Annotated in this window: 26 protein-coding genes, 1 pseudogene and 1 riboswitch; of the genes and pseudogenes, 15 read left to right on the top strand and 12 right to left on the bottom strand. The window is 44.3% G+C overall.

Annotation, left to right across the window (positions count from 1 at the left end):
• The first annotated feature begins 214 nt into the window (after positions 1 to 214).
• Genes coxB through OCV19_RS20645 form a run of 4 tightly spaced genes read left to right on the top strand, consistent with a single transcriptional unit; the run spans position 215 to position 4639 of the window.
• Entirely contained in the window at positions 215 to 1417 is a 1203-nt protein-coding gene (coxB, locus tag OCV19_RS20660) for a cytochrome c oxidase subunit II (protein ID WP_065675859.1), read from the top strand.
• Entirely contained in the window at positions 1414 to 3075 is a 1662-nt protein-coding gene (gene ctaD / locus OCV19_RS20655; protein WP_065675860.1) for a cytochrome c oxidase subunit I, read from the top strand. The genes coxB and ctaD overlap by 4 nt, the downstream gene beginning before the upstream one ends.
• A gap of 11 nt (positions 3076 to 3086) precedes the next feature.
• Positions 3087 to 3716 carry a cytochrome c oxidase assembly protein gene (locus OCV19_RS20650; protein WP_065675861.1) on the top strand — a complete coding sequence of 210 codons (630 nt, stop codon included), beginning with the start codon at positions 3087 to 3089 and terminating at the stop codon, positions 3714 to 3716.
• A 38-nt stretch (positions 3717 to 3754) separates the two neighbouring features.
• Positions 3755 to 4639, top strand: a complete 885-nt coding sequence (locus OCV19_RS20645; RefSeq protein WP_065675862.1) for a cytochrome c oxidase subunit 3 — start codon at positions 3755 to 3757, stop codon at positions 4637 to 4639.
• Between the two features lie 72 nt (positions 4640 to 4711).
• On the opposite strand, the gene OCV19_RS20640 is transcribed toward OCV19_RS20645, so the two are convergent.
• The gene (locus tag OCV19_RS20640) at positions 4712 to 4942 is read right to left on the bottom strand and encodes a DUF2909 family protein (RefSeq protein WP_065675863.1); all 231 of its coding nucleotides are present in this window, start codon (positions 4940 to 4942) and stop codon (positions 4712 to 4714) included.
• Between OCV19_RS20640 and OCV19_RS20635 the strand changes: the two genes are divergently transcribed.
• The 4 genes from OCV19_RS20635 (at position 4836) to cyoE (ending at position 8515) form a co-directional block, all read left to right on the top strand.
• Positions 4836 to 5771: an SURF1 family protein gene (locus OCV19_RS20635; RefSeq protein ID WP_083994279.1), complete on the top strand. Its 936-nt coding sequence runs from the start codon at positions 4836 to 4838 to the stop codon at positions 5769 to 5771. The two genes, OCV19_RS20640 and OCV19_RS20635, sit on opposite strands and share 107 nt — an antisense overlap.
• Before the next feature lie 54 nt (positions 5772 to 5825).
• Positions 5826 to 6434, top strand: a complete 609-nt coding sequence (locus OCV19_RS20630; RefSeq protein WP_065675865.1) for a hypothetical protein — start codon at positions 5826 to 5828, stop codon at positions 6432 to 6434.
• A gap of 61 nt (positions 6435 to 6495) precedes the next feature.
• Complete coding sequence (locus OCV19_RS20625; RefSeq protein ID WP_065675866.1) at positions 6496 to 7551, top strand: COX15/CtaA family protein; 1056 nt, start codon at positions 6496 to 6498, stop codon at positions 7549 to 7551.
• Positions 7541 to 8515 carry a heme o synthase gene (cyoE, locus tag OCV19_RS20620; protein WP_065675867.1) on the top strand — a complete coding sequence of 325 codons (975 nt, stop codon included), beginning with the start codon at positions 7541 to 7543 and terminating at the stop codon, positions 8513 to 8515. The genes OCV19_RS20625 and cyoE overlap by 11 nt, the downstream gene beginning before the upstream one ends.
• 110 nt (positions 8516 to 8625) lie before the next feature.
• Here the strand turns inward: cyoE and gbpA are convergent, their stop codons facing one another.
• On the bottom strand, positions 8626 to 10092 hold the full coding sequence (gene gbpA, locus OCV19_RS20615; protein ID WP_065675868.1) for an N-acetylglucosamine-binding protein GbpA: 1467 nt from the start codon (positions 10090 to 10092) through the stop codon (positions 8626 to 8628).
• 72 nt (positions 10093 to 10164) lie between these two features.
• Positions 10165 to 10254, bottom strand: a riboswitch (cyclic di-GMP riboswitch).
• A gap of 323 nt (positions 10255 to 10577) precedes the next feature.
• On the opposite strand from gbpA, the gene OCV19_RS20610 reads away from it, so the two are divergent.
• The 4 genes and pseudogenes from OCV19_RS20610 (at position 10578) to aroG (ending at position 12828) form a co-directional block, all read left to right on the top strand.
• Positions 10578 to 10931: a hypothetical protein gene (locus tag OCV19_RS20610; protein ID WP_017061749.1), complete on the top strand. Its 354-nt coding sequence runs from the start codon at positions 10578 to 10580 to the stop codon at positions 10929 to 10931.
• Positions 10932 to 11031: 100 nt separating this feature from the next.
• Positions 11032 to 11142, top strand: a pseudogene (locus tag OCV19_RS20605) (DUF3313 domain-containing protein); the annotation flags it as partial.
• Between the two features lie 104 nt (positions 11143 to 11246).
• Entirely contained in the window at positions 11247 to 11462 is a 216-nt protein-coding gene (locus OCV19_RS20600) for a DUF3820 family protein (protein ID WP_004730103.1), read from the top strand.
• A 313-nt stretch (positions 11463 to 11775) separates the two neighbouring features.
• Positions 11776 to 12828: a 3-deoxy-7-phosphoheptulonate synthase AroG gene (aroG, locus tag OCV19_RS20595; protein WP_065675869.1), complete on the top strand. Its 1053-nt coding sequence runs from the start codon at positions 11776 to 11778 to the stop codon at positions 12826 to 12828.
• Positions 12829 to 12938: 110 nt separating this feature from the next.
• Here aroG and OCV19_RS20590 read toward each other — a convergent pair whose 3' ends face one another.
• From OCV19_RS20590 to OCV19_RS20580, 3 genes are all read right to left on the bottom strand, one after another.
• Entirely contained in the window at positions 12939 to 14363 is a 1425-nt protein-coding gene (locus OCV19_RS20590) for a phosphohexomutase domain-containing protein (protein ID WP_065675870.1), read from the bottom strand.
• A 15-nt stretch (positions 14364 to 14378) separates the two neighbouring features.
• On the bottom strand, positions 14379 to 15914 hold the full coding sequence (locus OCV19_RS20585) for a mannose-1-phosphate guanylyltransferase/mannose-6-phosphate isomerase (RefSeq protein WP_065675871.1): 1536 nt from the start codon (positions 15912 to 15914) through the stop codon (positions 14379 to 14381).
• Positions 15915 to 16000: 86 nt separating this feature from the next.
• On the bottom strand, positions 16001 to 17170 hold the full coding sequence (locus OCV19_RS20580) for a mechanosensitive ion channel family protein (protein ID WP_065675872.1): 1170 nt from the start codon (positions 17168 to 17170) through the stop codon (positions 16001 to 16003).
• A 186-nt stretch (positions 17171 to 17356) separates the two neighbouring features.
• Between OCV19_RS20580 and OCV19_RS20575 the strand changes: the two genes are divergently transcribed.
• Both OCV19_RS20575 and OCV19_RS20570 read left to right on the top strand, forming a co-directional pair.
• Complete coding sequence (locus tag OCV19_RS20575; protein WP_048612923.1) at positions 17357 to 18013, top strand: potassium channel family protein; 657 nt, start codon at positions 17357 to 17359, stop codon at positions 18011 to 18013.
• 40 nt (positions 18014 to 18053) lie between these two features.
• Complete coding sequence (locus OCV19_RS20570; RefSeq protein ID WP_065675873.1) at positions 18054 to 19421, top strand: TrkH family potassium uptake protein; 1368 nt, start codon at positions 18054 to 18056, stop codon at positions 19419 to 19421.
• A gap of 69 nt (positions 19422 to 19490) precedes the next feature.
• Here OCV19_RS20570 and OCV19_RS20565 read toward each other — a convergent pair whose 3' ends face one another.
• The 5 genes from OCV19_RS20565 to msrB all read right to left on the bottom strand — a co-directional run bounded on the left by OCV19_RS20565 (position 19491) and on the right by msrB (position 22068).
• Positions 19491 to 19769, bottom strand: a complete 279-nt coding sequence (locus tag OCV19_RS20565) for an IS3 family transposase (protein ID WP_390904179.1) — start codon at positions 19767 to 19769, stop codon at positions 19491 to 19493.
• The gene (locus tag OCV19_RS20560; protein ID WP_261875700.1) at positions 19733 to 20302 is read right to left on the bottom strand and encodes an IS3 family transposase; all 570 of its coding nucleotides are present in this window, start codon (positions 20300 to 20302) and stop codon (positions 19733 to 19735) included. The genes OCV19_RS20565 and OCV19_RS20560 overlap by 37 nt, the downstream gene beginning before the upstream one ends.
• Positions 20303 to 20315: 13 nt before the next feature.
• Positions 20316 to 20486: a hypothetical protein gene (locus tag OCV19_RS25055; RefSeq protein WP_261875699.1), complete on the bottom strand. Its 171-nt coding sequence runs from the start codon at positions 20484 to 20486 to the stop codon at positions 20316 to 20318.
• A complete protein-coding gene (locus OCV19_RS20550) occupies positions 20483 to 20833 on the bottom strand; it encodes a transposase (RefSeq protein WP_261875698.1) in 351 nt (116 codons plus the stop codon). The genes OCV19_RS25055 and OCV19_RS20550 overlap by 4 nt, the downstream gene beginning before the upstream one ends.
• A 92-nt stretch (positions 20834 to 20925) precedes the next feature.
• Complete coding sequence (gene msrB, locus OCV19_RS20545; protein ID WP_065677255.1) at positions 20926 to 22068, bottom strand: peptide-methionine (R)-S-oxide reductase MsrB; 1143 nt, start codon at positions 22066 to 22068, stop codon at positions 20926 to 20928.
• 200 nt (positions 22069 to 22268) lie between these two features.
• Here msrB and OCV19_RS20540 point away from each other — a divergent pair, with 200 nt between their 5' ends.
• Positions 22269 to 22667, top strand: coding sequence for an OsmC family protein (locus OCV19_RS20540; RefSeq protein ID WP_065677256.1), 399 nt, complete (start codon positions 22269 to 22271; stop codon positions 22665 to 22667).
• 144 nt (positions 22668 to 22811) lie between these two features.
• On the opposite strand, the gene OCV19_RS20535 is transcribed toward OCV19_RS20540, so the two are convergent.
• The gene (locus OCV19_RS20535) at positions 22812 to 23882 is read right to left on the bottom strand and encodes an OmpA family protein (protein WP_017095002.1); all 1071 of its coding nucleotides are present in this window, start codon (positions 23880 to 23882) and stop codon (positions 22812 to 22814) included.
• Positions 23883 to 24322: 440 nt separating this feature from the next.
• A complete protein-coding gene (phnX, locus tag OCV19_RS20530) occupies positions 24323 to 25141 on the bottom strand; it encodes a phosphonoacetaldehyde hydrolase (RefSeq protein ID WP_065677257.1) in 819 nt (272 codons plus the stop codon).
• Positions 25142 to 25190: the final 49 nt, after the last annotated feature.

Here is a 25190-nt window from a genome sequence, read left to right as displayed (position 1 = left end):
TTTTTGAATCTTTCATGGAAACCTCCAACGCTTTTGAACCGTATTAGTTCTTAGGTGATATGAGGTCAGCAGTCCGCTTACAGGCCATTTCCATGTGAGTTGTAGATTGAGATTCAGCCTTTTTAAGCGTAGCCGGAATAACAATGAATGTTGTCCAGCTCGCAACGACATTTAGGTCGCAAGTATCCAATTAGGAAGGATAAGGAGAGCTCTTTTGAAAAGATTACTGGTTAGGCTAGCGTGGCTTTTGAAGAGTTTTGTTGTGCTTTTAGTATCGCCTTTAGTGCACGCAAGCAGTCATTACAACATGACTCAAGGCGTCACTGAGATCAGTGGTAAGGTGTATGAACTTCATATGCTGATCTTCTACATCTGCTGTGCGATTGCCTTTGTGGTTTTTGGTGTGATGTTTTATTCGATTTTGAGGCACAGGAAATCGAAGGGCGCAGTTGCTGCACATTTTCACGAAAGCACGAAAGTCGAAATTCTTTGGACCATCATCCCTATTATCATCCTCATCGCTATGGCCATACCCGCCACCAAGACTTTGATAGCGATGGAAGATACCTCCCAATCAGATCTGACCGTTAAAATCACTGGATCACAATGGAAATGGCATTACAGCTATTTTGGTGAAGACGTCGAATTTTTCAGCCTTTTAGCGACCAGTGACAAAGAGATTGAAGGCCTCGAAGTGAAAGACGCGCATTACCTGCTAGAAGTTGATAAGCCACTGGTACTGCCTATCAATCGTAAAGTCCGTTTCTTGATGACTTCTGACGATGTGATTCACTCATGGTGGGTCCCAGCATTTGCCGTTAAGAAAGATACCATTCCGGGCTTTATCAATGAAGCTTGGACAAAGATAGATGAGCCCGGTGTTTATCGAGGCCAGTGTGCTGAGTTATGTGGTCGTGCTCATGGCTTCATGCCGATAGTGGTACAGGCTATGGAGGAAAACGAGTTTGATGCATGGTTAGCGGACCAGAAAGAATTGGCGATAACCGCACAACAAGCCGCGAAAGATGCATTAGATGCGTCACTTTCTTTGGAAGAGCTCAATACCATTGGCGAAGAGGTATATAAAACTCGTTGTGCAGTTTGTCACCAAGTGAATGGCGAAGGTATCCCTGGAGCATTCCCTGCCATCAAAGGAAGTCCTATTGCCCTTGGTGATGTGGATGTTCATATCGACACCATTGTTTATGGTCGTGGCGGTACGGCGATGCAAGCGTTCGATAATCAGTTAACTGAGAAAGAGATCGCAGCGGTAGTGACTTATCAACGAAACGCTTGGGGTAATGACACCGGCGATATTGTTCAGGCTTCAGATGTGAACGCTTATAAAGCCAAGCAAGAAGGCAGTTCTGAAAGCTCAACGGATGATGCACAAAATGATGCTAAGGATCAGTTATGAGTTCACCAATCAATAAGCCGGTGAAATCGGCTCCAGCAGAAGACCAAGTACTGAGCCATTCTGCGGAAGACACCCTGGGCAATAATGATTTGCCTGTTGATGATCACGACTCACATGCGGCACCTAAAGGTTGGGCTCGTTGGTTGTATTCAACCAATCATAAAGATATTGGTACACTTTATTTGTGGTTCAGCTTTGCAATGTTCTTAACGGGCGGCGCCATGGCGATGGTGATCCGTGCGGAGCTGTTCCAACCGGGTTTACAACTTGTTGAGCCAGATTTCTTCAATCAGATGACGACAGTCCATGGTTTAATCATGGTATTCGGTGCCGTGATGCCTGCATTTACGGGTTTGGCTAACTGGATGATTCCGATGATGATCGGTGCACCAGATATGGCGCTGCCTAGAATGAACAACCTCAGTTTCTGGATCTTGCCTTTTGCGTTTCTAATCTTAATCGGATCTTTGTTTACAGCAGGGGGCGGCCCGAGCTTTGGTTGGACCTTCTACGCGCCACTCTCGACAACTTATGGCCCAGACAGTACCGCGCTATTCGTATTCTCAGTTCATATTATGGGGATCAGTTCGATCATGGGGGCGATTAACGTGATCGTAACCATAGTGAACATGAGAGCGCCGGGTATGACTTGGTTCAAGCTACCGATGTTCGTATGGACATGGTTAATTACCGCTTTCTTGCTGATAGCCGTGATGCCCGTTCTCGCGGGGGCTGTGACTATGGTACTGACTGACAAGTATTTTGGGACTAGCTTCTTTGATGCCGCTGGTGGTGGGGACCCAGTGATGTTCCAGCACATATTCTGGTTCTTTGGGCACCCCGAAGTGTACATCATGATCTTGCCATCTTTTGGTATTGTCTCAGCCATCATCCCTGCATTCAGTGGTAAGCGCCTGTTTGGTTATCACTCGATGGTTTATGCGACCTGTAGTATCGCACTGTTGTCATTCTTGGTTTGGGCACACCACATGTTCACCACGGGTATGCCAGTATTTGCCGAACTGTTCTTCATGTATTGCACCATGTTGATAGCGGTGCCGACCGGTGTGAAAGTCTTCAACTGGGTGGCGACCATGTGGCGGGGTGCTTTGACCTTTGAAACACCAATGCTGTTTGCGATTGCCTTCATTGTTTTGTTTACGATTGGCGGGTTATCTGGATTGATGCTCGCTATCGTGCCAGCTGATTTCCAATACCACGATACTTATTTTGTTGTGGCTCACTTCCATTATGTTCTGGTAACCGGTGCCGTGTTCTCGATTATGGCTGCTGCCTATTATTGGCTGCCTAAGTGGACCGGACATATGTACGACCACAAGCTCAGCCTGTGGCATTTCTGGACGTCGGTGATTTCAGTCAATGTACTGTTCTTCCCGATGCACTTTTTAGGGTTAGCGGGTATGCCGCGTCGTATTCCTGATTATGCGATTCAGTTTGCTGACGTTAACCAAGTCGTGTCGATTGGTGGTTTTGCGTTTGGGTTGTCTCAGCTAATTTTCTTATGGCTAGCGATTAAGTGCGTAAGAGGGGGAGAGCCTGCGCCAAGTAAGCCTTGGGATAGAGCAGAAGGTCTTGAATGGACAGTACCAAGCCCTGCGCCTCACCACACCTTTACTCATCCGCCGAAAGTGGATTAGAGGGCAGAACCATGAGTGATAAGCAAAGCGATCCCAATCAAGATAAAAAACAACCTAAGCGCCTGTCTAATAAGCGATCGACCAAAAAGCTGACGGGCTACTTGGTGTTGAGCGTGGTTGCGATGTTTGGCTTCGGTTTCGCTTTGGTGCCGCTCTACGATGTGATGTGTGAGGCCTTAGGCATCAATGGTAAAACTAATACTGTTTCAGCGGTGCAACCTCAGGGAATGCAGCCAGACTACTCTCGTACGGTTCGAGTCGAATTCATGTCCCACATCAAGCCAGATATGCCATGGCAGTTTTCGCCTGAGGTTCGAGTGTTAGAGGTTCATCCTGGCGAGGTGGTTCAAACTAACTACATTGCCAAAAACCTTTCTGGAGCTTCACTGGTTGGCCAAGCCGTACCATCGGTTTCTCCGGGAATGGGAGCGACCTATTTTAACAAGATGGAATGCTTTTGCTTTAATCAGCAACCATTGGACGGGCACAAGAGCGTCGAAATGGGTTTGATATTTTACATTGAGCCAGATATTCCAGAATCGATACATACGCTTACGCTCTCTTACACGTTATTCAATATCACGAATGAGGTGGGTGCAGCGGCCAATAAATCTGAGCCTAACGTACTCGCAAGTAATTAGGGATATACAGAACCAGTATCAACATAAGGAGTTGAGCGATGAGTTCTAAAAAGGAAGTTTATTTCGTTCCACATCAAAGTCACTGGCCATTAGTGGGTGCTGTAGCACTGTTTTTGGTCGCGGTTGGCGCTGGCTTGACGGTGCAAAACATGGGGACCGACGCCGCAGGTGGTGTGTTTGGCAAAGCGGTGTTGTTAGTCGGGTTTGCAGTGCTGCTTTACATGCTCGCAGGCTGGTTTAGTAATGTGATCACGGAATCATTAAGTGGAGTTTATTCTGAGCAGATTTCTCGTTCTTTTAGACAAGGAATGAGTTGGTTTATTTTCTCTGAAATCATGTTCTTCGGCGCTTTCTTCGGCGCGCTTTTCTATGCTCGTATGATTTCTGTGCCTTGGATTGGTGGTGCGGGCAATAATGAAATGACCCATGAAGTATTGTGGCCGATGTTCCAATCAATATGGCCACTAACGACTACCCCTGATGGCGTAACGACACAAGCCATGCCTTGGCAAGGTATCCCGCTTAAGAACACTATTATTCTGCTGCTTTCCTCTGTGACGCTGCACATTGCACATATCAGTCTTGAGCAAAATAAGCGTATGGCTTTGATCGTCTGGTTGGAGATAACCATTGTTCTGGCTGGCTTCTTCCTGTTCTTCCAAGTTGAAGAGTACCTTCATGCTTATCAAGAGATGGGGCTGACACTTCAGTCAGGCATCTACGGTAATACCTTCTTTTTGCTGACTGGGTTTCATGGCTTACATGTCTGTTTAGGGACGATCTTTTTGATTGTGTTGCTGGCAAGGGTTGCAAAAGACCACTTCACTCCGAAAGACCACTTTGCGTTCCAAGCGGGCAGTTGGTATTGGCACTTTGTTGATGTGGTTTGGTTAGGGTTGTTTGTGTTCGTCTATGTCCTTTAATAATAACGGGTTTGCTTTAAGCGCTGCTTGGAAGAATAAATATGTTTGAAAACGTTGATCAACTTGAAAGCCTTAATAAGGCCTTGGATTTGGAGTAATGGTGCCTGAGGCTAGGGCAAGTAACAGCAATAGCACAACGATGGCAGACAGCACCACACGACGACCTAAGAAGTGACTCAGTCTTTTGCCATTTTGTTTGCCCGAGGCGATTTGGATTAGACCTTTCATCAAATTGAAAGCGATAAAAAACAGCAAAGCGACCAAGACGACTTTAAATAACAGAACAAAGGTAGATGACGCCATAGTGATAACTCCAAACCGATTGATTGATGATGAACACAAGTTCCGCGGTAAAGGTTTTTGGATTGCGGTTGTTTTAACTGTGGTTTCAGTCGGCGCTTTAATCAAGTTAGGTTTGTGGCAACTCGATCGTGGTAACGAGAAATTACGTTATGAACAACAATTAGCTGAGAGAGCACAGCTCTCGTCACAACCTTTAGGTGTTGTTATTTCTGAGTTGCGAGAGCTGGATTTATCTGGTCAAGAGTCATTAAATCCTCAAACCCTAAACGGGTTAAAGGCTGATGTTGAATTAGTCAATACGAGTGGCTTGATACTCTTGTTAGACAACCAGATAAACCAAGGAACGGTAGGGTATGTGATTTACATGTTGGGTGAGGTTCGCTTTGAAGATGAAAACCAGTCCTTAGTAGCTGAAAAACAGTTGTTGATCGATCTTGGGTTTGTTCCGGCAAGTAATGACAGAAGAGAATTGCCGCAATTAGGAAGCATCACTGTACCAACCAAAATGTCAGGGCGCTTGTATACACGCTCAATTAATCCTTTAAGTCATGAGTTGGGTTTAGAAAATACGACACCGAATAGAGTCCAAAACCTAAACATAGCAGCGTTATCACAGTATACAGGGCAAGAAGTGCTGCCCTTTGTCTTCCAACCTCAGAGCTTAGATTCCTGGCCTTATGAGTTGTTATGGCGACCGACGGCGATGAAATCTGAGAAGCACTTTGGTTACTCGTTTCAATGGTTTGTAATGGCTGCTGTACTTCTGTCTTTGATGTTGTTGATTGGGTTCCGTCATTTTGAGAAAAATAGCCACATGAATAAGAAGTAGGCACTTGAAGTTTAAATAGCGGCTTAAAGGCATCGCCTGCAATAAGGAAGAAAGATGGATAAATCTCAAGTACAAATCAGCAGGGAAAGTACCAATGCAAATATGGCCGAGTTTAAAAGCCGCCGAACTAAGGGACGTCTGGTATTAATTGGATTAGTTTTGATTTTCGCTTTACCTGCGATTATAGCCAAAACCGTGTTGGACCAGAATTGGTACACATCAGGTGTCACTAACTCGGGCGAATTGATTGAACCAAGAACCACACTAGCAGATTTCGGCGTAACGGTACCAATGGCAGGAGAGGGGTGGGTTGTGGGTTATATCGCACCGATGGAGTGCGAAAGCTTGTGTGAACAACAACTCCATTATTTGAATCAAAGCTACTTGGCGTTAGGGAAAAACAAAGAGCGCGTGACCGCCGTTGTTTTTGTATCTGAGGGCAACTCGTTAACGGGTTCGCTCGATAAGCCGGATTTGTCTTTGTTAGCTGGTGGTGATCAGTTAAGTACCGAGTTTGCGCCGGCTTCTATTGTCATTATTGACCCGCTAGGACAGTTGGTTATGGAGTACAAAAGCGTTTCGGAACCGTCGCAGTTAGTCGGGCAATCCAAAGGCATGATTCATGATTTAAGAAAGCTACTTAAGCTGTCACGAGTTGGGTAGTTGATGGCGCGAATGCTTGAGCTTAAGCAGCGAAAAGGGAATAAGTATAGGGAGATAAGTGATGCAGAATAAAGCCCCTGATTTACTGATGCTCGTGATGAGATTAACTATCTTGTTAACCCTTACCGTGATTGTTCTCGGCGCTTATACACGTTTGTCTGATGCTGGTCTTGGCTGTCCTGACTGGCCAGGGTGTTATGGGAAGATCACCGTTCCTTCTGATGCTCAAGCAGTGAATCAAGCCAATCTGCAATTCCCTGAGCGAGCTCTTGAAGCAGATAAAGCCTGGATAGAGATGATACATCGCTACTTTGCAGGAACATTAGGACTGCTCATCTTTGTTGTTGTAGCTTGGTGTATTAAAAAGAACATCACACCAGTTGGTCTTCCATTACTTATCTCTGCCACTGTGATCTTTCAGGCCTTGCTTGGAATGTGGACGGTGACTCTCAAGTTGATGCCCGTTGTGGTTATGGCGCATTTGATGGGCGGCTTCACGTTGCTGTCACTGTTGTGTCTGCTTTATTGTCGTTTGTCTCAATTCCAAAGCCGTTTTGGCGAGGCTTCTTATTCTCCAACACTTAAATTTTGGGCGTTCTTTGGGTTACTCATTGTGGTTGGACAGATACTTCTCGGTGGTTGGACATCGTCAAACTACGCCGCTTTGGTGTGTACCCAATTACCTATTTGTGAAGGTAACTGGATGAGCTACCTCGATTTCAAAAATGCGTTCGATTTTGCTCAACACGGACACGATAACTATGAGTTTGGCGTGTTGGAGTATCCCGCGAGGCTCACCATCCATGTCATGCACAGGTTCGGGGCTATTGTGGCGACATTAACGGTGCTGATGGTCGTGTACCAGTTATGGAAGTTTGGCCAAGCACCTTACCAAAAGCTGAGCGTCATTGTCGCAATAGTGTTGTTTACTCAAATCAGCCTTGGGATCAGTAATGTATGGTTTCACCTGCCAATCTCAGTCGCGGTTTTGCATAACCTAGTCGCAGCGATGTTGCTCATCAGCATGGTTGTAACCAATTTTGTGGTGTGGCAACGCAAACCGAGTGAGAGCTTGGTGAAGAACAGTGTATTACAAGGAGGTAATCATGGTCAGTAGAACGTCAACACAGTATGAGGTGGTGGCTCAAGACGCAGCCTTAAATCATAAGATAGCAGCCAACAATGACATAGCTTTAGGTAACGAAAAGGCTGAAAAAAACAAAGCTACTTGGAAGGTTTATTTAACGCTGACCAAGCCTAAAGTGGTGGCTTTGATGTTACTGACGGCATTGGTTGGGATGTGTTTGGCCGTGCCGAATGGATTGCCTTTGCAACAAACTCTGTTCGGAATGATTGGGATAGGGTTAATGGCAGGTTCAGCGGCTGCGTTTAACCATTTGATCGATAAAAAGATCGACGGACAGATGACTCGAACAAATCGACGTCCTTTACCATCCGGTGAGCTCAGCAGTGTGCGCGTATTCAGCTTTGCAGCAGGTATCGGCTTACTTGGGTTTGCTACGTTAGTTGTGTGGGTCAATCAACTCACGGCTTGGTTAACCTTTGCAAGCTTGTTGGGCTATGCGGTCATCTATACCATGTACTTGAAGCGAGCGACGCCACAGAACATCGTGATAGCAGGGATCGCAGGCGCTATGCCTCCGCTATTGGGCTGGACGGCAGTCACCAACGAGCTGCATTCAAACGCTTGGTTGTTGGTGATGATCATCTTTATTTGGACGCCTCCCCACTTCTGGGCGTTGGCAATTCATCGTCGTGACGAGTATGCCAAAGTGAACATCCCCATGCTGCCTGTAACCCACGGAATCGAATACACTAAGACGTCTATTTTGCTGTATACCTTGTTGCTTAGCATCGTGTGTATATTGCCTGTATTGGTTGGCATGAGCAGCTGGATATATCTGAGCGCTTCATTGGTACTTAACGGTGGGTTTGTTTATCACGCTTGGATACTGAAATATCGTGATGAGCCTAATATGGCGATGAAGACCTTTAAGTTCTCCATCTATCATCTCATGATCTTGTTTGTGGCTCTGTTGGCAGACCACTATCTACTTTGATAACCGCATTTCTGCTGTTGCTGAATAAGAAAACGGATGCTCTGGGCATCCGTTTTTGTTTGGCTAATTACACAAGCTCACATACTTGAAAGTAAGTAACTCGCTAACAATTAGTCCACTTTGTTCCAAGCATCTTGCCAGTGTGAACCTACACCTGGTTCGTACTGAGTTGCTGTTGGAGCCCATTGAACACAGTAGCCAGAGTATGGGAACTCTTTACACTGATAAACACCACCATCGCTGCTCAGAACCTTTGTTCCTGCAGTATAAGATTCAATGCTTTCTGGGAACACGAAGTCGTAATCGCCCGCTGGTGGCGGTGTTTGCTCATCCATTAGATGGAAATCAAGCGTATTCTGATCCACTAAGTTACCTTGGTCATCTTTCGTCACAACCACAAGCATGTGGTGGCCAGCTTCAGACTTAGAAAGAGTCAGTTGAACATCTTCAACTTGTCCGTCTGTTAGGTCCGATTTCTGAGATGCAAGTGCTTCACGGTGATGGTTGTACACGGTAAGCTCAGCTTGGATATCGCCTGTTGCCGCTAACGTAAGATCAAGCTGAGTAGGTTGGCTCTCATCGATAATGTACTCTGATTCTAAGCCCGTTACTTCAAGCTCATGCTCGGGTTCTGGAGTATCAATCTTGTAGCCGATTTCGACACTGTTAAAGCCAGAGCCTGCTTTTAGATAAACAGGATTCGTGCCGTAAACGGGTGCGAAATCGCCTTGGTCATTCAATTGACCTGCTTTGATTTGCGTCTGCTCTTGGTTGATCTTAGAAGCAAGCGCGTAAGACCAGTTATTGGCTTTGCCTTGTTCAGAAGTTTCAATCACAAGCTCAGTGCTGTATGAAGCGTTCTCACCAGACTGGTCGAATACACGCGTATAAACAGCGTCACCAACATTCAGGTCTTGTGTCGGGTTGATTTGACCACCTTGATCCCAATCAGGAATGATAGGGCCGTCGCCATCAAATTTCACGTCGATAACGTTGTAGAAAGCTGCTGCAGTGTCACCTACATCCCATACGGCAAGGATCACTTGATAACCTTCACGCTCTGGCACATTACACAAGTGACTGACTTGCATCGGTGGCTGTTCCATATTGCCTTCAACAACACAGAATGGCGTTAAGTCAAAAGAGCTGCGAGCCAACGGCTGGTTTGGATTCCAGTCGGGTTGAGTAATGTAATATTTCCAATCGCGAGTCTTGTGGTTAGCTGTGAATGTCCACTCGAAGTATTGAGAACCAGACTTGATAGGGCGTTTAACCCAGCGGTCTGCCTTTTGTTCGTCTAGTGCTGCTGCTAAAGAAGATTGCGCACTGGCGATTTTCCCATCAACAGGGCCAACTTCTGGGAAGCCTTCAGGGCCTTCTACACTTTGTGGTTCGTATTGGATACCACCACAGTTGGTGTTTTTCTCTTGCGTATCACTTGCAGGGAACTTACATAGGGCAATACGGCTCTCAGCTACGCCATTGTTGTATGCCGAGACATAACCGTGACCGAAGCTTGCACCGCTTACGCTAAGAAGCGATAGCGCGATGAGTGATTTTTTTTGGAGTTGTTTCATTATTTGTCCTTACTGTATTTGGCCGACAAAAAAGAGAGCACCCCGGCATGCATTTACACTTAAATTCTATTAAGTGGCGGCCCCGCTATCATAGACAGAATATTTGTCGACAGACCGGTGGCTTTGCGTCCTATTCTTTCAAATAGTTTGCCAGAAGTGCGTTTGAGCAATCGAAATGTAGCCAACCAGTTTTATAAATGCGAATCAATCGATTGAAATGTGGAATGCCAATCTCGAACTTTTAATTCTTGATACAAATTAACTTGCTATATGTTTAGTTCGTTAACGTATAAATTATTGATATAAATAAAGAAAGCATTTGCTCTAATCGTTTTAGTGAATGAATTTGGGTTGTTTCGCTTCGCTCTGTACAACAATTGTGCGCATATCAAAACCAAACCTTTGGTTTCCACTAACCGAACCCTGACACGCCATGTATGAAAAACCGGACAATTGATTGGTATGAATTATATAAAGGAGCCGGTATGGAATTCACAGAACTAGACAGAGACGCGTTGTATCAAACGTGGATGTCACAAAAATCGAGAATGCGAATTACGCAGATGGAGTTTTCAAAAAAGCTAGGCATGAACCAGCTTGATTTCTCAAGAGTGCTAAGAGGGGAGACGCCATTAACCATGTCTTTCATTAGTCACTTTTGTCGTTTACTTCATTTGGAACCAAGGAATGTATTCCCCTCGCTGAAAGAGGGCAATGAGTCTGGGCCTAAAGTGGTCTACCTGAAAAGTAGAATGAGTGTTGATGGTGAGATCCAAAATGCTTATATTGAAGGAAATCAGGTAATTGTAGAGTACGCACACACTGTTCAACATGATTGATTTTAGAGTTAGCTCTGATTTTTAACCCCCTTTTTCTACAACCTTTTTACATAGGGTATAGCATACTTAGTTAGATTCCTTAATTTTAACTAAGTGCGTTATGAACTCTTTAAAAGTCCTTTTGCTTGTTGCAACCAGCATTTTCTTGTTTGGTTGTGCAGGCGGCCCAATTAGAACTGCTACTAAATTTACCAGCTACGAAGATTTTCAGCCATGATTGACTTGCTGGATGATGCCAAAGACGCGATCAACTATTGGGTTGAACGTTTAGGTGATACTCTACACAACATAGATGATGCATAGAAAGAGCGAATAATGCTAGAGAAAGAGAACCTGATTAAGTTGGCTCGAATGCAGATGCCATTTGGAAAGTACGCAGGTCGTACACTGATTGACTTACCTGAAGAATATTTGCTGTGGTTCGATAAAAAGGGATTCCCGTCTGGTGAACTCGGCGACTTATTAAAACTGTGCCTTGCTCTGAAAATTGAAGGGCTTGATAGTGTCGTCAAGCCATTGAAAAGAATGTAATTAAATAAAAGCTCACGCTGTTCACGTGAGCTTTTTTGTTTTTAAGTTCGACACAATTTCACATGCATGATGAAGCTTGAAGGATGGATCTTCTTACCTTCCTATAAAATACGCAATCGATAGCGTGTAAATAATGGTATACAGGGTGTTTTAAATATAAAACACAAAAAAAATTGCGTTTATTTTTAATTAGTGATTGAAACTAGAGTTTTTACTAGTTAAGTTACAAGGAACAAGAAGATTAGTGCTGATAGAAAGTGACGTGAGACAACGTACATTCAGCTCAAGGATAGAAAAAAGGAAGAAGTAAGCAATGTTCCAGACTGATGATGTAAGAATTAACAAAGTAAAAGAGTTATTACCCCCTGTTGCTGTTTTAGAAAAGTTTCCAGCGACAGAAGTTGCTTCTTCTACAACCTTTGAAAGCCGCAAAGCGATCCACAATATTTTAGATCAGAGCGATGACCGCTTGCTTGTTATTGTAGGTCCATGTTCTATTCATGACACAGAAGCTGCTCTTGAGTACGGTAAGCGTTTGAAAGTGTTGCGTGACGAACTTGGTGATAACCTTGAAATCGTAATGCGTGTTTACTTTGAAAAGCCACGTACAACTGTTGGTTGGAAAGGTCTAATTAATGACCCGTACATGAACGATACGTTCAAGCTAAATGATGGCCTTCGTCTAGGACGTAAGCTACTGCTGGACCTAACTGACATGGGCATGCCAACGGCAAGCGAATTCCTAGATATGATCACGCCTCAATACGTTGCTGACCTAATCAGCTGGGGTGCAATCGGCGCACGTACTACAGAATCTCAAGTTCACCGCGAACTGGCTTCTGGCCTATCTTGCCCAGTAGGATTTAAGAATGGTACTGATGGCAACATCAAGATTGCAACAGATGCTATTCGCTCTGCTAGCGCTTCTCACCACTTCTTATCGGTAACTAAGTACGGTCACTCAGCTATCGTTGAAACAGCAGGTAACCCTGATTGTCATATCATCCTACGTGGTGGTAAAGAGCCAAACTACAGCGCAGAACACGTTGGTAAGATTAAAGAAGAGTTAGCAGCTTCTGGTCTTCCACAAAAAGTGATGATCGATTTCAGCCACGCAAACAGCTCTAAGCAGTTTAAGCGTCAAATGAACGTATCTGATGACGTAAGCGCACAAATTTCTGGTGGCGACAAAGCTATCTTTGGTGTGATGATTGAATCTCATCTTGTTGAAGGTCGCCAAGACCTGGTTGAGGGCAAAGCTGCAACGTACGGTCAATCTGTTACTGATGCGTGTATTGGTTGGGAAGACACTGAAACAGTACTTCGCCAGCTGGCAGACGCTGTTGAAGCTCGTCGTAACAAATAGACTAATTACAGTCAGCGATTAAGCTACTGAAAATTCAAAGCCCTTAGTTAGCAACAGCTAATAAGGGCTTTTTTGTGGATCTTAGTTGAAAACTGGAAGTGTCTGTATTCTTAAATGAGAAAAGACAGTAACTCGTCGACTTTAAGTGACAGTAAAGCTTTATCTTGTTTGGTTTCAACGTTAAGGCGTATTAATGGCTCGGTATTGGACTTTCTTAAGTTGAAGCGCCATGAGCCCATATTCATGCTGATTCCGTCTGTGTGATCGATCTCAACGGCATTATCTTGGTAGTGCGATAACACGCAAGCCATGACCTGCTCTGGGTCTGAGACTCTTCGATTGATCTCCCCGGAAGAGGGGAATCTATCTATACTAGTACTCGTTAATTGGTGAAGAGATTGTTGAGTTTTCGACATCAGCTCGATAACCAATAGCCAAGGAATCATGCCTGAATCGCAATATCCAAAATCACGAAAATAATGGTGTGCGCTCATTTCGCCCCCATAGACGGCATTCGTTTCACGCATCTTCTCTTTGATCAGTGCGTGTCCTGCTTTAATTCCAATCGCTTTTCCACCATGCGTTTTTGCGATTTCAATTGTGTTCCAGGTCATGCGCATATCGTGCAATACACTCGTGTTAGGCTGTTTGACCAAGAATGCTTCAGCAAGCAACCCTACAATGTAATAACCCTCGATGTAATTACCTTGCTCATCAAAGAAAAAGCATCGGTCGAAGTCTCCATCCCAAGCAATTCCAAGGTTGGAAGAATGCTCTAAAACGGCATCTCGAGTGGCTGCTTGGTTTTCTCTAATCAAAGGGTTTGGAATACCATTTGGGAAGTTTCCATCAGGGTTATGATGAACTTTGATGAAGGTGATAGGGACACCGAGTTCGTTAAATTTATTATCTAAAGCATCAATGATATGTCCTGCAACACCGTTCCCAGCATTAACCACAATCTTCATCGGTGACAGCTTTGATGGGGTTATGTACGAGAGTAGGTGCTCGACGTACGGAGCAAGAATACTGTTCGATCTACTAGAGTTACTTGGTTGTGCATGAACGAACGGTAAATTGCAGTTCAGCTCTTGATTAAGTTCTTCAATGCGTCGTTTGATTTCATCTAAACCACTGTTTTTACTGATAGGGCTAGCGTCTACACCGACCATTTTCATGCCGTTGTAATTGATTGGGTTGTGGCTGGCTGTGATTTGTATTCCGCCAATCGCTTTTAGGTAACGAGTCGCAAAGTAGACCTCTTCAGTGCCAGTCATACCTAGATCAATGACGGTAATCCCTGACTCGATTAAGCCTTTGGTCATGGCTTCTTGTAATGACAGGGAGGTTTTGCGGTTATCACGACCAATCACTACCTGCGCCAAACCATCGAGTGAGGTTTCAGGCTTAGCGGATAGGACGTATTCGCCAAATGCCTTACCGAGCAGGTAGGCGAGTGGCTCATTGATTTGTTTACCAATGACGCCGCGGATATCGTTGTTCTTAAAGCAGTTTAGGTCTAATGTTGGTTTCATCGATTTGTCGCTGCTTTATTTCGTTTGGTTGTGCTTTGATGAGTGGACTTGTTGCTTGCGCACGTCTCGCCCATAACTGTCTTGATATCGAATGATGTCTCCTTCACTTAAATGACTACCTGTTTGTACTTCAATCATCTCGAGTGGGAGATCCCCTGGGTTCTCTAGGCTGTGAATATGACCTAAAGGGATGTAAGTGGATTGATCTTCTTCAACCAGATAGGTTTTCTCATTGTTGGTCACTTTCGCAGTACCCGCCACGACTACCCAATGTTCCGCTCTATGGTGGTGCATTTGTAACGACAACTTGTGACCGGGTTTAACGGTGATACGTTTAACTTTGTCGCGCTTGCCTAGGTCGATAACATCGTATTTACCCCAAGGTCTAAACACCTCACGATGATGCACATGTTCTGTGCGACCCGCTTGATTTAGTTGACTGACAATCGATTTAACACCCTGAACCTTGTCTTTATTTGCAACCAATATAGCGTCTTTGGTTTCGACAATAATCAGGTTGTCGACACCTACCGTCGCAACCAGCTTATTTTCAGCATGGATGTAGTTGTGTTGAGAGTCGACGGTTAACACATCACCTTCAATGACGTTATTGTGCTGATCTTTTTCGCTTACATCCCAGATCGCGGACCATGAGCCAATATCGTTCCAGCCGACATCCATCGGGATCACCGCGGCGTGCGAGGTCTTTTCCATCACGGCGTAATCGATTGAATCACTTGGACTGCTTTTGAATGCTTCAGCGTCTATACGGATAAAGTCGAGGTCGGTATTTTGCGTTGCAAGAGCGAGTTTACAAGCCGCTACTATCTCAGGGTGGTGTTCGGCGAGTTCTTCAACATAGCGCGATGCCTTAAACATGAACATGCCACTGTTCCATAAGTATTGTTCTGAGCGGATGTACTCTTCTGCTGTTGCTGTGTCTGGCTTTTCTACAAAGCATTCTATGGCGAAGGCGTGATTGATTGGCTGCTCTGTTCCATTAGTATCAGTTTGAGCACTGGAGGAAAGAGGCTCTCCCTGCTTGATATAGCCATAGCCAGTCTCAGGGGAGCTAGGTGTTATACCGAATGTCACCAGCTTGCCTTGTTTTGCATAATCAACACCACGACTAATCGCTTGTTGGAATTCAGAGGTTTTCGCGATGTGATGATCAGCAGCCAGCACTAACAAGATAGGGTCGGATGCGCTTTGTTCATTAAGCGGTGGTTTACTTAAAGCCTTTAGGGCGGCAAGCGCAATGGCTGGGGCTGTATTTCTACCGACTGGCTCTAGCAGAATACCACTATGTTGAATGTTAGCTGATCGAGCTTGTTCAGCGGCAATAAAGCGATGCTCTTCATTACAGATAATGAATGGGGCATCGCATTTACTATCCATCAAGTGCTCTTCAAGGCCTTGCAGGCGTTGAAGTGTGTGCTGAAGCATTGACTGGTCGCCGGCAATATTGAGAAATTGCTTAGGGTAAAGCTCGCGAGACAGTGGCCAGAGACGACTTCCGGAGCCGCCGGCTAGAATGACAGGTAAAATCATAGCGTGGTAATTAGGTGCATAAGAATACTACCATCATATTACCACGCTTCACGCTTATTACTTATCGATAACCAAGAAGGATATGACTATCGATGACCTTCCGTAGGGGAGTTCAACATGTCTTTGGGATCGCTAATATTCTGATTATCACCTAGGCTTTGAACGCTGTTATGATCTTGAACATTAGAAAAGTCTTGAGGGTCAATCTTGAGTGTCTGTGTTGGGAACGCGATGTCTGCATTGTGTTTATGAATAATCGCCAGAACCTGTAACAGAACGTCTTGCTTCACTTTGTGGTACCTGATCCAGTTGACTGTTTTTGTAAAGGTATAGATAAAGAAGTTGAGCGTTGATGGCCCAAATTTGTCAAAGTTAACGATCAACGTCTGTTTGGCATCAATATCTGGGTGGGTCTCGAGCATAGTTCTTACATCATCAACAATGAGCGCCAATTTGTCTGCATCTTGATAACGAAGACCAAAGGTTTCATTGATTCTACGATTCAACATTCTCGATGGATTCTCTACCACAATACTACTGAACACCGAATTTGGCACGTACAAAGGACGCTTATCAAAAGTGCGGATGATCGTCATGCGCCAACCAATGCGTTCGACAGTGCCTTCGATTTGACGATCGGGAGAGCGTATCCAATCACCGACTTTAAAAGGGCGGTCGAAGTAAATCATCATGCCACCGAAGAAATTCGACAGTAAGTCCTTAGCCGCTAAACCGACGATCAAACCACCCACACCACCAAAGGTAAGTAAGCCGGAAAGGCTGAGCCCAAATGCCTGCATAATGGTTAGGCCGCCCATAACCATAAAGAACAGGCGAGCGACTTTCGCAATTGCCTGTACTGTAGTTTCGTCTCTGTTTTTTTGCTCTAAGACATACGCTTCAGTGTTAGTGATCATTCGTAAGGTAAACCAAACGAAGGTACAGATAATCAATATGTGCTTAAGCGTTTTTAACCAGTTGATTTCATTGCCAAACTGGTCTTGAAGGATGAGTCCGACAGATACTGTAGCAGGCCAACACCAAAGTAATGTGCTGACTGGGGTTTTCAGTGCTTCTAGTAGCAAATCATCCCAGTGGAAAGGGGTTTTCTGAACCAGAATTTCTAAGCGATTATGGATAATTCGCCAAGCTACCCAAGCGAGAAAACTCGCAATAGTGATGAATAGGACGCTGTTTGCCCAATCACTATGGCTCTGGTTGATGTAGGTTTGTACTTGGGTTATGAATTCATTCATTGTGTGTGCTGCCGCAGAAATTATGAATTGGAAATTAGCAGAAACTCGAGTTGTTCTCTACCTTTATAAATCAAGCGATTATGACAATAGTATAACCTTATTCTTGCAGAACTAACTTTTTTTGAGATAGAAACTAATGTAGGTTTGGCTATCCCGTGTAATTAAAATTTCTAAACAGGATTTCAAATGAGCGACAAACAATATGCAGTTATCGGTTTAGGGCGATTTGGTCTGTCTGTTTGCAAAGAGCTGCAAAGTTCAGGGGCACAGGTACTGGCCGTCGATATTGATGAAGAGCGAGTGAAAGAAGCGGCGGCCTTTGTTTCACAAGCGATTGTTGCGAACTGTACAAGTGAGGAGACCGTCAAAGAGTTAAGACTCGACGATTACGACATGGTGATGGTGTCGATTGGCTCTGACGTTAACTCCAGTATTCTCACTACGCTGGTGGTAAAAGAGTCAGGCGCAAAAGCTGTTTGGGTAAAGGCGAACGATAAGTTTCACGGCAAGATCCTTTCTAAAATTGGCGCTGACCATATCATCATGCCGGAGCGAGACATGGGTATTCGTGTCGCAAGGAAGATGCTGGATAGACGCGTTCTTGAATTTATCGACCTCGGTAGTGGCTTAGCGATGACCGAAATTGTTATCGGCGCCAAGTTGCTGGGTAAGAAACTTGGCGACCTTAAGCTGTGCAAAGAAAATGGTGTTGAGGTACTTGGCTTCAAGCGAGGACCGAACCTCACTAAAGCACCAGAATTGGATGTGAGTTTAGAAATTGGGGATGTGGTGATCATCGCTGGGCCGAAAGAGACCTTATCTAGAAAGCTACGCAATTGGTAATTGGTAATTGGTAATTGGTAATTGGTAATAAGGTAATAGTATGAATTCGTTAAAACGAAAAGGTACTTTCTATACGCTTAAGAGTGATAAAAAGCCACGTAAAGGCTCTGAACCTAAGATTATCCTTACGAGTTTCTTAGGCGTACTTATCCCCTCTGCAATATTGTTGACGATGCCTGTATTCTCCGTGACAGGCCTAAGCTTTACGGATGCACTGTTTACAGCAACCTCGGCGATCAGTGTGACAGGATTAGGTGTTGTCGATACCGGTGAGCATTTCACCTTGGCGGGCAAAATCTTGCTGATGTTCTTGATGCAAGTCGGTGGGTTAGGGCAGATGACTCTATCTGCGGTACTACTTTACATGTTCGGTGTTCGGTTAAGCCTTAAACAACAAGCACTAGCGAAAGAAGCGCTTGGCCAAGATCGTAAGATTAACCTTCGCAAATTAGTTAAGAAGATCATCATCTTTGCATTAGTGGCTGAATTTATCGGCTTTGTATTGCTCTGTTTCCGCTGGGTGCCTGAGATGGGATGGTCAACGGGTAGCTTTTATGCGCTTTTTCATGCGATATCAGCATTCAATAACGCAGGTTTTGCACTGTTTTCAGACAGTATGATGAGTTTTGTTGATGATCCACTGGTGATCTTTACCTTAGCTGGCTTGTTTATTTTCGGCGGGCTAGGCTTCACAGTCGTCGGCGACCTATCGAGTAACTGGCGTAAAGGTTTTCGACATCTTCATTTACACACCAAGATTATGCTAACGGCGACACCGACGTTATTGTTGGTGGGCACGGTGATGTTTTGGTTATTGGAGAGAAATAACTCAGCGACGATGGAGGGCTTGTCGACACAAGGGCAGTGGCTGGCGGCATTTTTCCAGTCAGCGAGTGCTCGTACTGCTGGTTTTAATAGTGTGGATTTGTCTCAGTACACTCAGCCTGCATTGTTGGTGATGATAGTACTGATGTTGATTGGTGCTGGTTCAACTTCCACTGGTGGTGGTATTAAGGTTTCGACCTTTGCGGTCGCTTTTGTAGCAACGTGGACCTTCTTACGTCAGAAAAAGCATGTAGTAATGTTTAAACGTACTGTGACCTGGCAAGCGGTAACAAAGTCATTGGCCATTATTGTGGTAAGTGGGGCGCTATTAACCACTGCAATGTTTTTGTTAATGCTTACTGAAAAGGCAGCGTTTGATCGAGTCATGTTCGAGGTGATTTCTGCCTTTGCAACGGTAGGATTGACGGCTGGGTTAACCGCAAATCTAACCGAACCTGGCAAATACATTATGATTGTTGTGATGGTTATTGGTCGTATCGGTCCTTTGACGTTGGCGTATATGTTAGCTCGCCCAGAGCCTTCTCTGCTCAAGTATCCAGAAGACACTGTTCTAACAGGCTAGCGTTTGTTAATGAATCAGAAAACATAAAGCCAGCGTTATGAAGTGACCCCATAAAGTTGGACATTTCTGTTAAGCGGCTTTCAAGGCCTGAGTTCGATATTCTATCGGAGTCAGGCCTTTTAGTTTCACTTTTATACGTTTGGTATTGTAGTACTCGATGTATTCTTTAATTTGCTCTATCAGAGCATCTGCATCTTCAAAGCTTTGGTTGTGATACATCTCGGTTTTGAGTAAAGCAAAAAAGTTTTCAGCAACAGCATTATCCAAGCAGTTACCTTTTCTCGACATGCTTTGCGTTAACCCACTCTCCGCTACCTTTTCTGATACTGTCGATGGCGATATTGCCAACCTTGATCGCTGTGTATAATTGGCTTTGAGTTGGGTTTAAGCGTTGATATAGCCTCCGTCAGCATATCCGTGACAAGCGGCAAGCAGGCATTTTTGGCCACTCTATAAGCTACCACTTCCTGAGTAAACAAGTCGACAACGGGAGACAAGTATACTTTCTGCTCTTTGACTTTGAACTCCGTGACATCAGTTACCCACTTTTCATCGGGTTGAGTCGCACTAAAATCTCTTTCAAGCACGTTGGGAGCAGCTGTTCCAGACTCTCCTCGGTATGAACGGTACTTTTTAATCCTGACCGTCGATTTAAGGTTGAGCTGAGCCATAAGCCTTTGAACCGTTTTGTGATTAAGCGCGACCCCCTGATTTTTTAGTTCTAAATGAATACGACGATAACCGTATCGGCCCTTATGTTCATGATAAATTGACTTTATCAACCGCAGCTCACGTTCGTAGCTATTTGGGCGCTTGCTCGTTTGAGCCTGATAATAAAAGACACTTTTTGACAGCTGTAGAGTCTGCAGTAAGTGCTTCAACGGGTACTTGCCTTTAAGAGTTAGAGCTATGACCGCTTTTCTTTGTTCGACGGTTTTTCCTGCTCCAACTCTTCCAACTTTTTAAAACAGCATTCTCGGTTCGTAAGTAGACTAACTCCTCTTTTAGCTCCTCAAGTGTCATTTCATTATCAGGCTTAGTGGTTCGTTGAGGTTGCTGTTTCATTGAGGGTCTTCCTTTCTGGCGCATTTTGAGCCCCTTGATACCGAGCTCATTAAATCGTTTGAGCCAGACAGAGAGTATCCCAGGGATGAGAGGTTTAATACAGCGCTAGTGTGCGTGAGAGACCATTCATTCGCCCACATTAAATTCAATGCTTTTCGTTTTGTTTGAGCAGTCGCGGCATGCTTAGTTGGTAAAAATGAATCAGTACCATGGATGGCAAAGACTTGAGCCCAATACCGTATCTGCCTTGAAGAAATTGAATATTGTTTTGCTAAGTAGAGAGATGACGTGCCATCTAAGTATTGCTTAGCAATGATACATTTTAGCTCTCGGCTATATTTGGACATAAAAAGACCCCCAATAATTGGTGTCCAACTATTGGGGGTCAGTTCATTATGCTGGCTTTGTTGTTATAGGTGTAGCGTTAATCGCTGAGTGCTTAGCCCTCAAACATCTCAACGTATTCTTCATACCCTTCTTCAGCCAGTTTATCCGCTGGAATAAAGCGCATTGCGGCAGAGTTCATGCAGTAACGTAAACCCGTTGGTTTTGGACCATCTTTAAATACATGTCCTAGGTGAGAATCACCAAACTTACTGCGAACCTCAGTTCTTGGGTAAAGCAGCTTGTAGTCAGTAGTCGTTACAACATAAGTCTCGCTGATTGGCTGTGTAAAGCTCGGCCAACCGGTACCTGATTTGTATTTGTCTTTTGAAGAGAACAATGGCTCACCAGTCACGATATCGACGTAAATACCTTCTTGCTTGTTATCCCAGTATTTGTTGTCAAATGGGCGCTCTGTTGCGTCGTCTTGTGTGACATTGTATTGCAGTGAGGTTAGAGAAGCTTTGATCTCTGCATCAGACGGCTTGCTGTATGTCTTAGCATTGGCTGTCGTATTCTTACCATCGATGATCTGACGGATCGTTTGCGGGTTTTCTTTTCTATCATCGCCGAAGACTTTATCTAGGTACTGATCACGACCAGAGGCGTAGCGGTAGTAGTTATAACGAACTTTGCTCTTCTTGTAATAATCTTGGTGGTAATCTTCTGCTGGCCAGAATTTTTCAAACTTAATCAGTTCTGTTTTTAGTGGTTCACCAAAGATCTGAGCTTTGTCTATCTCCATCATGAAGTTTTGAGCGACGTCTTTCTGTTCTTGGTTATGATAGAAAATAGCAGGTCGATATTGTGGACCTCTATCTACGAAAGAACCTTTGTCGTCGGTTGGGTCGATGTGTTGGAATAATTGGTCAAGCACCTGTTCATAGCTGACCACATCAGGGTTATAGGTCACATTGATTACTTCGATGTGGCCAGATTTACCCGATGAAACTTGTTTGTAGGTTGGGTTTTCTAATTCACCACCAGAATACCCAGAGATAACGTCTGTCACGCCTGTCAGTTTTTCTAGATCGGATTCTGTACACCAAAAACAACCACCAGCCAGTGTCGCGATTTCAGTTTTACCTGAATTAGCCGTTTTATCCATTGTATTGGCAGTGCCAGTCTGGCTTACAAACAGCGAAATCAGTGGTAGTGCAACCACGAGTGATACCAATATTTTAGATAATTTATTCATAGATACCTCATCTTGACGTTTTTCTCATTCGATTTTGAATGTACGAATAGAGACAGGTTTTAGATGGAAAAAATTACACTATTCATGAAAAAAATATCTCAAATAGAAAATCTTGCTCATAAATGCCGCCAGTAGTAGGGTGTAGGCATTGATATAAAATACCAAATAATGATGACGTTTTCGTACATCTAAGGAACAACATGCAAGCAGAAGTTAAATGGGTCGAAGGCTTTAAATTCCTAGGTCACTCTCAATCAGGCCATTCTATTGTTATGGATGGAAGCGGCGGTGCTACAGCGCCAAGCCCTATGGAGATGGTGCTCATGGCCGCTGGTGGTTGTAGCTCTGTTGATGTAGTGGACGGTTTGAAATCTGCGGGTCAAAGCATCACTGGTTGTAATGCAAAGCTTGAAACCAAACGTCGTGAAACAGCGCCGAAAATCTTTACTGTGATTAATATTCACTTTGAAGTGTCTGGTGACAACCTTGATCCTGATCAGGTTGCTAAAGTCTGTGCGGATTCATTAGAAAAGTACTGTTCTGTATGTCTAATGTTGGGTGCTGGCGTAGAGATGACTCATAGTTGGGAAATCGTCTAGTCTCTGATTGTACAGCTTGGCGTTAGGCTAATCTTTACGGCTTACGGCTTACGGCTTACGGTTTATGGACAAAGACAGATAAAGAAAAGGGCGGAGCACTTTAAAGTGCTCCGCCCTTATTATTTTAACTAAGGTAGAGTGCTATTATTCAGTAGCTTCTACGACAACTTCTTCAACTTTGACTTCTTCTTGGTATTCAAAGCCAGGGATCGTTGCGTCAACACGACGGTTTTGAGCACGGCCTTCTGCTGTATCGTTTGATGCGATTGGATTCTCTTCGCCTTCACCTGACGCTGTAATTCGGTCTGCTTCAATGCCTTGCTCTTCGATGTATGCCGCTACAGCTGCTGCACGCTTCTTAGAGATCATCATGTTGTATTCAGCTGCGCCTGTTGAGTCTGTGTGACCAACAACATCAACTGTTGATTGAGGGTGAGCTTTAAGTACTTCAACTAATGGCATTAATGCAATTTTGCCATCTGTAGACAGTTCAGTACTGTTAGTCGCGAACATTTCTTGAGAGTAGCTCTCTGTTTGCGCTTTAGTTACAACGACAGTCGTTTTCTCTTCAACAACAACTGCAGGCTCTGTGATTGGCTCAGATGGCGCTTGAGTCACTGCTACTGCAGAAGCTGTTGCAGCCGCCGCTGATGCTGTTGTGTTGCCAGTACCGAAGTTGTAGCTAACACCAACTGATAGTAGGTTCGAGTTCAGGTCTTGAACGTAGTTGTCGTCGAAATCATCAAAATATTGGTATTCAACACGCAATGCCCAATCAGAAGAAAGCTGCTTCTCTAGACCGATGCCAGCAGAAAGAACAACGTCATCTTCGCCACCGTGTGAAATGTATGCCGGGCCCGCTTTGAAGAATACATCAAACTCTTGTTGTACTGCTAGACGGTACATTGGAGTTAGCGAGATTGCGATTAGTGGGTCGCTGAACGCAGCTGTTGTACCGTTTTTTGAAAAGCTTGTCTTGTAGTCGCCAAGGAAGTCTGAGCTTAGCTCAATACCAAATTTGTCATTAAAATTGTAACCAGAGTAGATGCCTGCACCAATTGCATCATCATCACATTTAGCACCGGCTACACATGCGCTGTCTAGCCAGCCTATACCCACTTTTGCACCTACATAAGTGGTTGCAGCAATAGAAGGCGCTGCTGCTAGGCCTGAAGCGGCAACAACAGCACACATGATTTTTGACAGTCTTTTCATAATCTTATCCTTGGATTAGCTATTATTGTTATCTGAACTTACCAGTAAAACGATCACTTATTGGGTTACGACACTGCTTATAATAAGTAAATCAAGGTGTTGGTTCAGGTGAACCTATTTCTTTCTTGCTACTTATATTGTTAATCTGATTGCGTATTAGAGTCAATGAAATTGTTAAATATTATATATTTAAGATGTTTTAATTGTTGATTTTATCATTTGTTGGAATGCTTATATCTAAGCTATAGCCTAACCTCGTCTATTTACCAGTGGCCCTACGGGTAATAAGTAAAAAACTTGCGCTTTATCATGCTTATAAAGCAAAAATCCCCACCCAATATGTATAACTCGAATGAATACATGATTGGGTAGGGGTTTGAATTAAAGCGATTAGAGATGTTTTTCACGTACTTTATATCACGTGAACATCTCGCTTTTGCTTATGGGCGCTCTCCTGCCAGTAAACGCTGTTCAATATCTGCAATGACGCCTGGTAGGTCTGCAATGGTATCGATCAGGTAGTGCGGATTTGATTTGTTTAGCTTAACGCTTGCTTTTTCACGTGCAGCCGCAAGTGTTGTCTCGTCTGCATCTAAATATTCTTGATACGTTAAGCCTGCTTCGTTCCCCGATAATACAAGTCCAACTGTCCACATCCCTGCGTTGTGACCTTCATCGATCCCCGGTGCTGCGTCGTCTACTTTTACACACGCAGCAACGCTAGTTACACCTAGGTCGATTACGTTTTTCAGTGCCATAAATGGAGCAGGGCGACCACCTTGAGGTAAGTCATCGGTCGCTACCACGTTATCTGGTCGGTAACCGTAATCTGCAGCAGCAGGAATTAAAACATCCATCACTTCACGTGGGTAACCTGAACAAGATCCGATCTTCACGTTCTTCTCTTTTAGGTTATTGACCACTTCTATCGCATTCAAAATAGGTGCTGCGTGATCGGCTACTTTCGCTTTTTGAAGAGGCATGAATGCCGCGTAGATCGCGTCAACGTCTTCACTGGTCATCGAGAGTCCGAACTGAGCCTTCCAACGAGCGTCAACAGCAGGAATTCGACCAACTGCTTGGATGTGGTCCCATTTGCCGATCCCCATAGGTTCACGCGCTTCTGCTAAGTCGATATCAAAGTCGAAACCTTGTCTGAATGCTTCAACGAAAATGCTGGTTGGAGCAAACGATCCAAAATCAACGATAGTGCCAGCCCAGTCAAAGATAACCGCTTGGATAGGTGATGTTGTGTTCATAATAATGTCCTATTTTTGTGTCACTGCCAGTTCAAAAGTACTGGGGGAC

This window comes from Vibrio celticus (genome assembly GCF_024347335.1).
Classification (GTDB): Bacteria; Pseudomonadota; Gammaproteobacteria; order Enterobacterales; family Vibrionaceae; genus Vibrio; species Vibrio celticus.
Note: the sequence above shows the minus strand (reverse complement) of the source record. Positions and strands in the feature narration are given on the sequence as shown.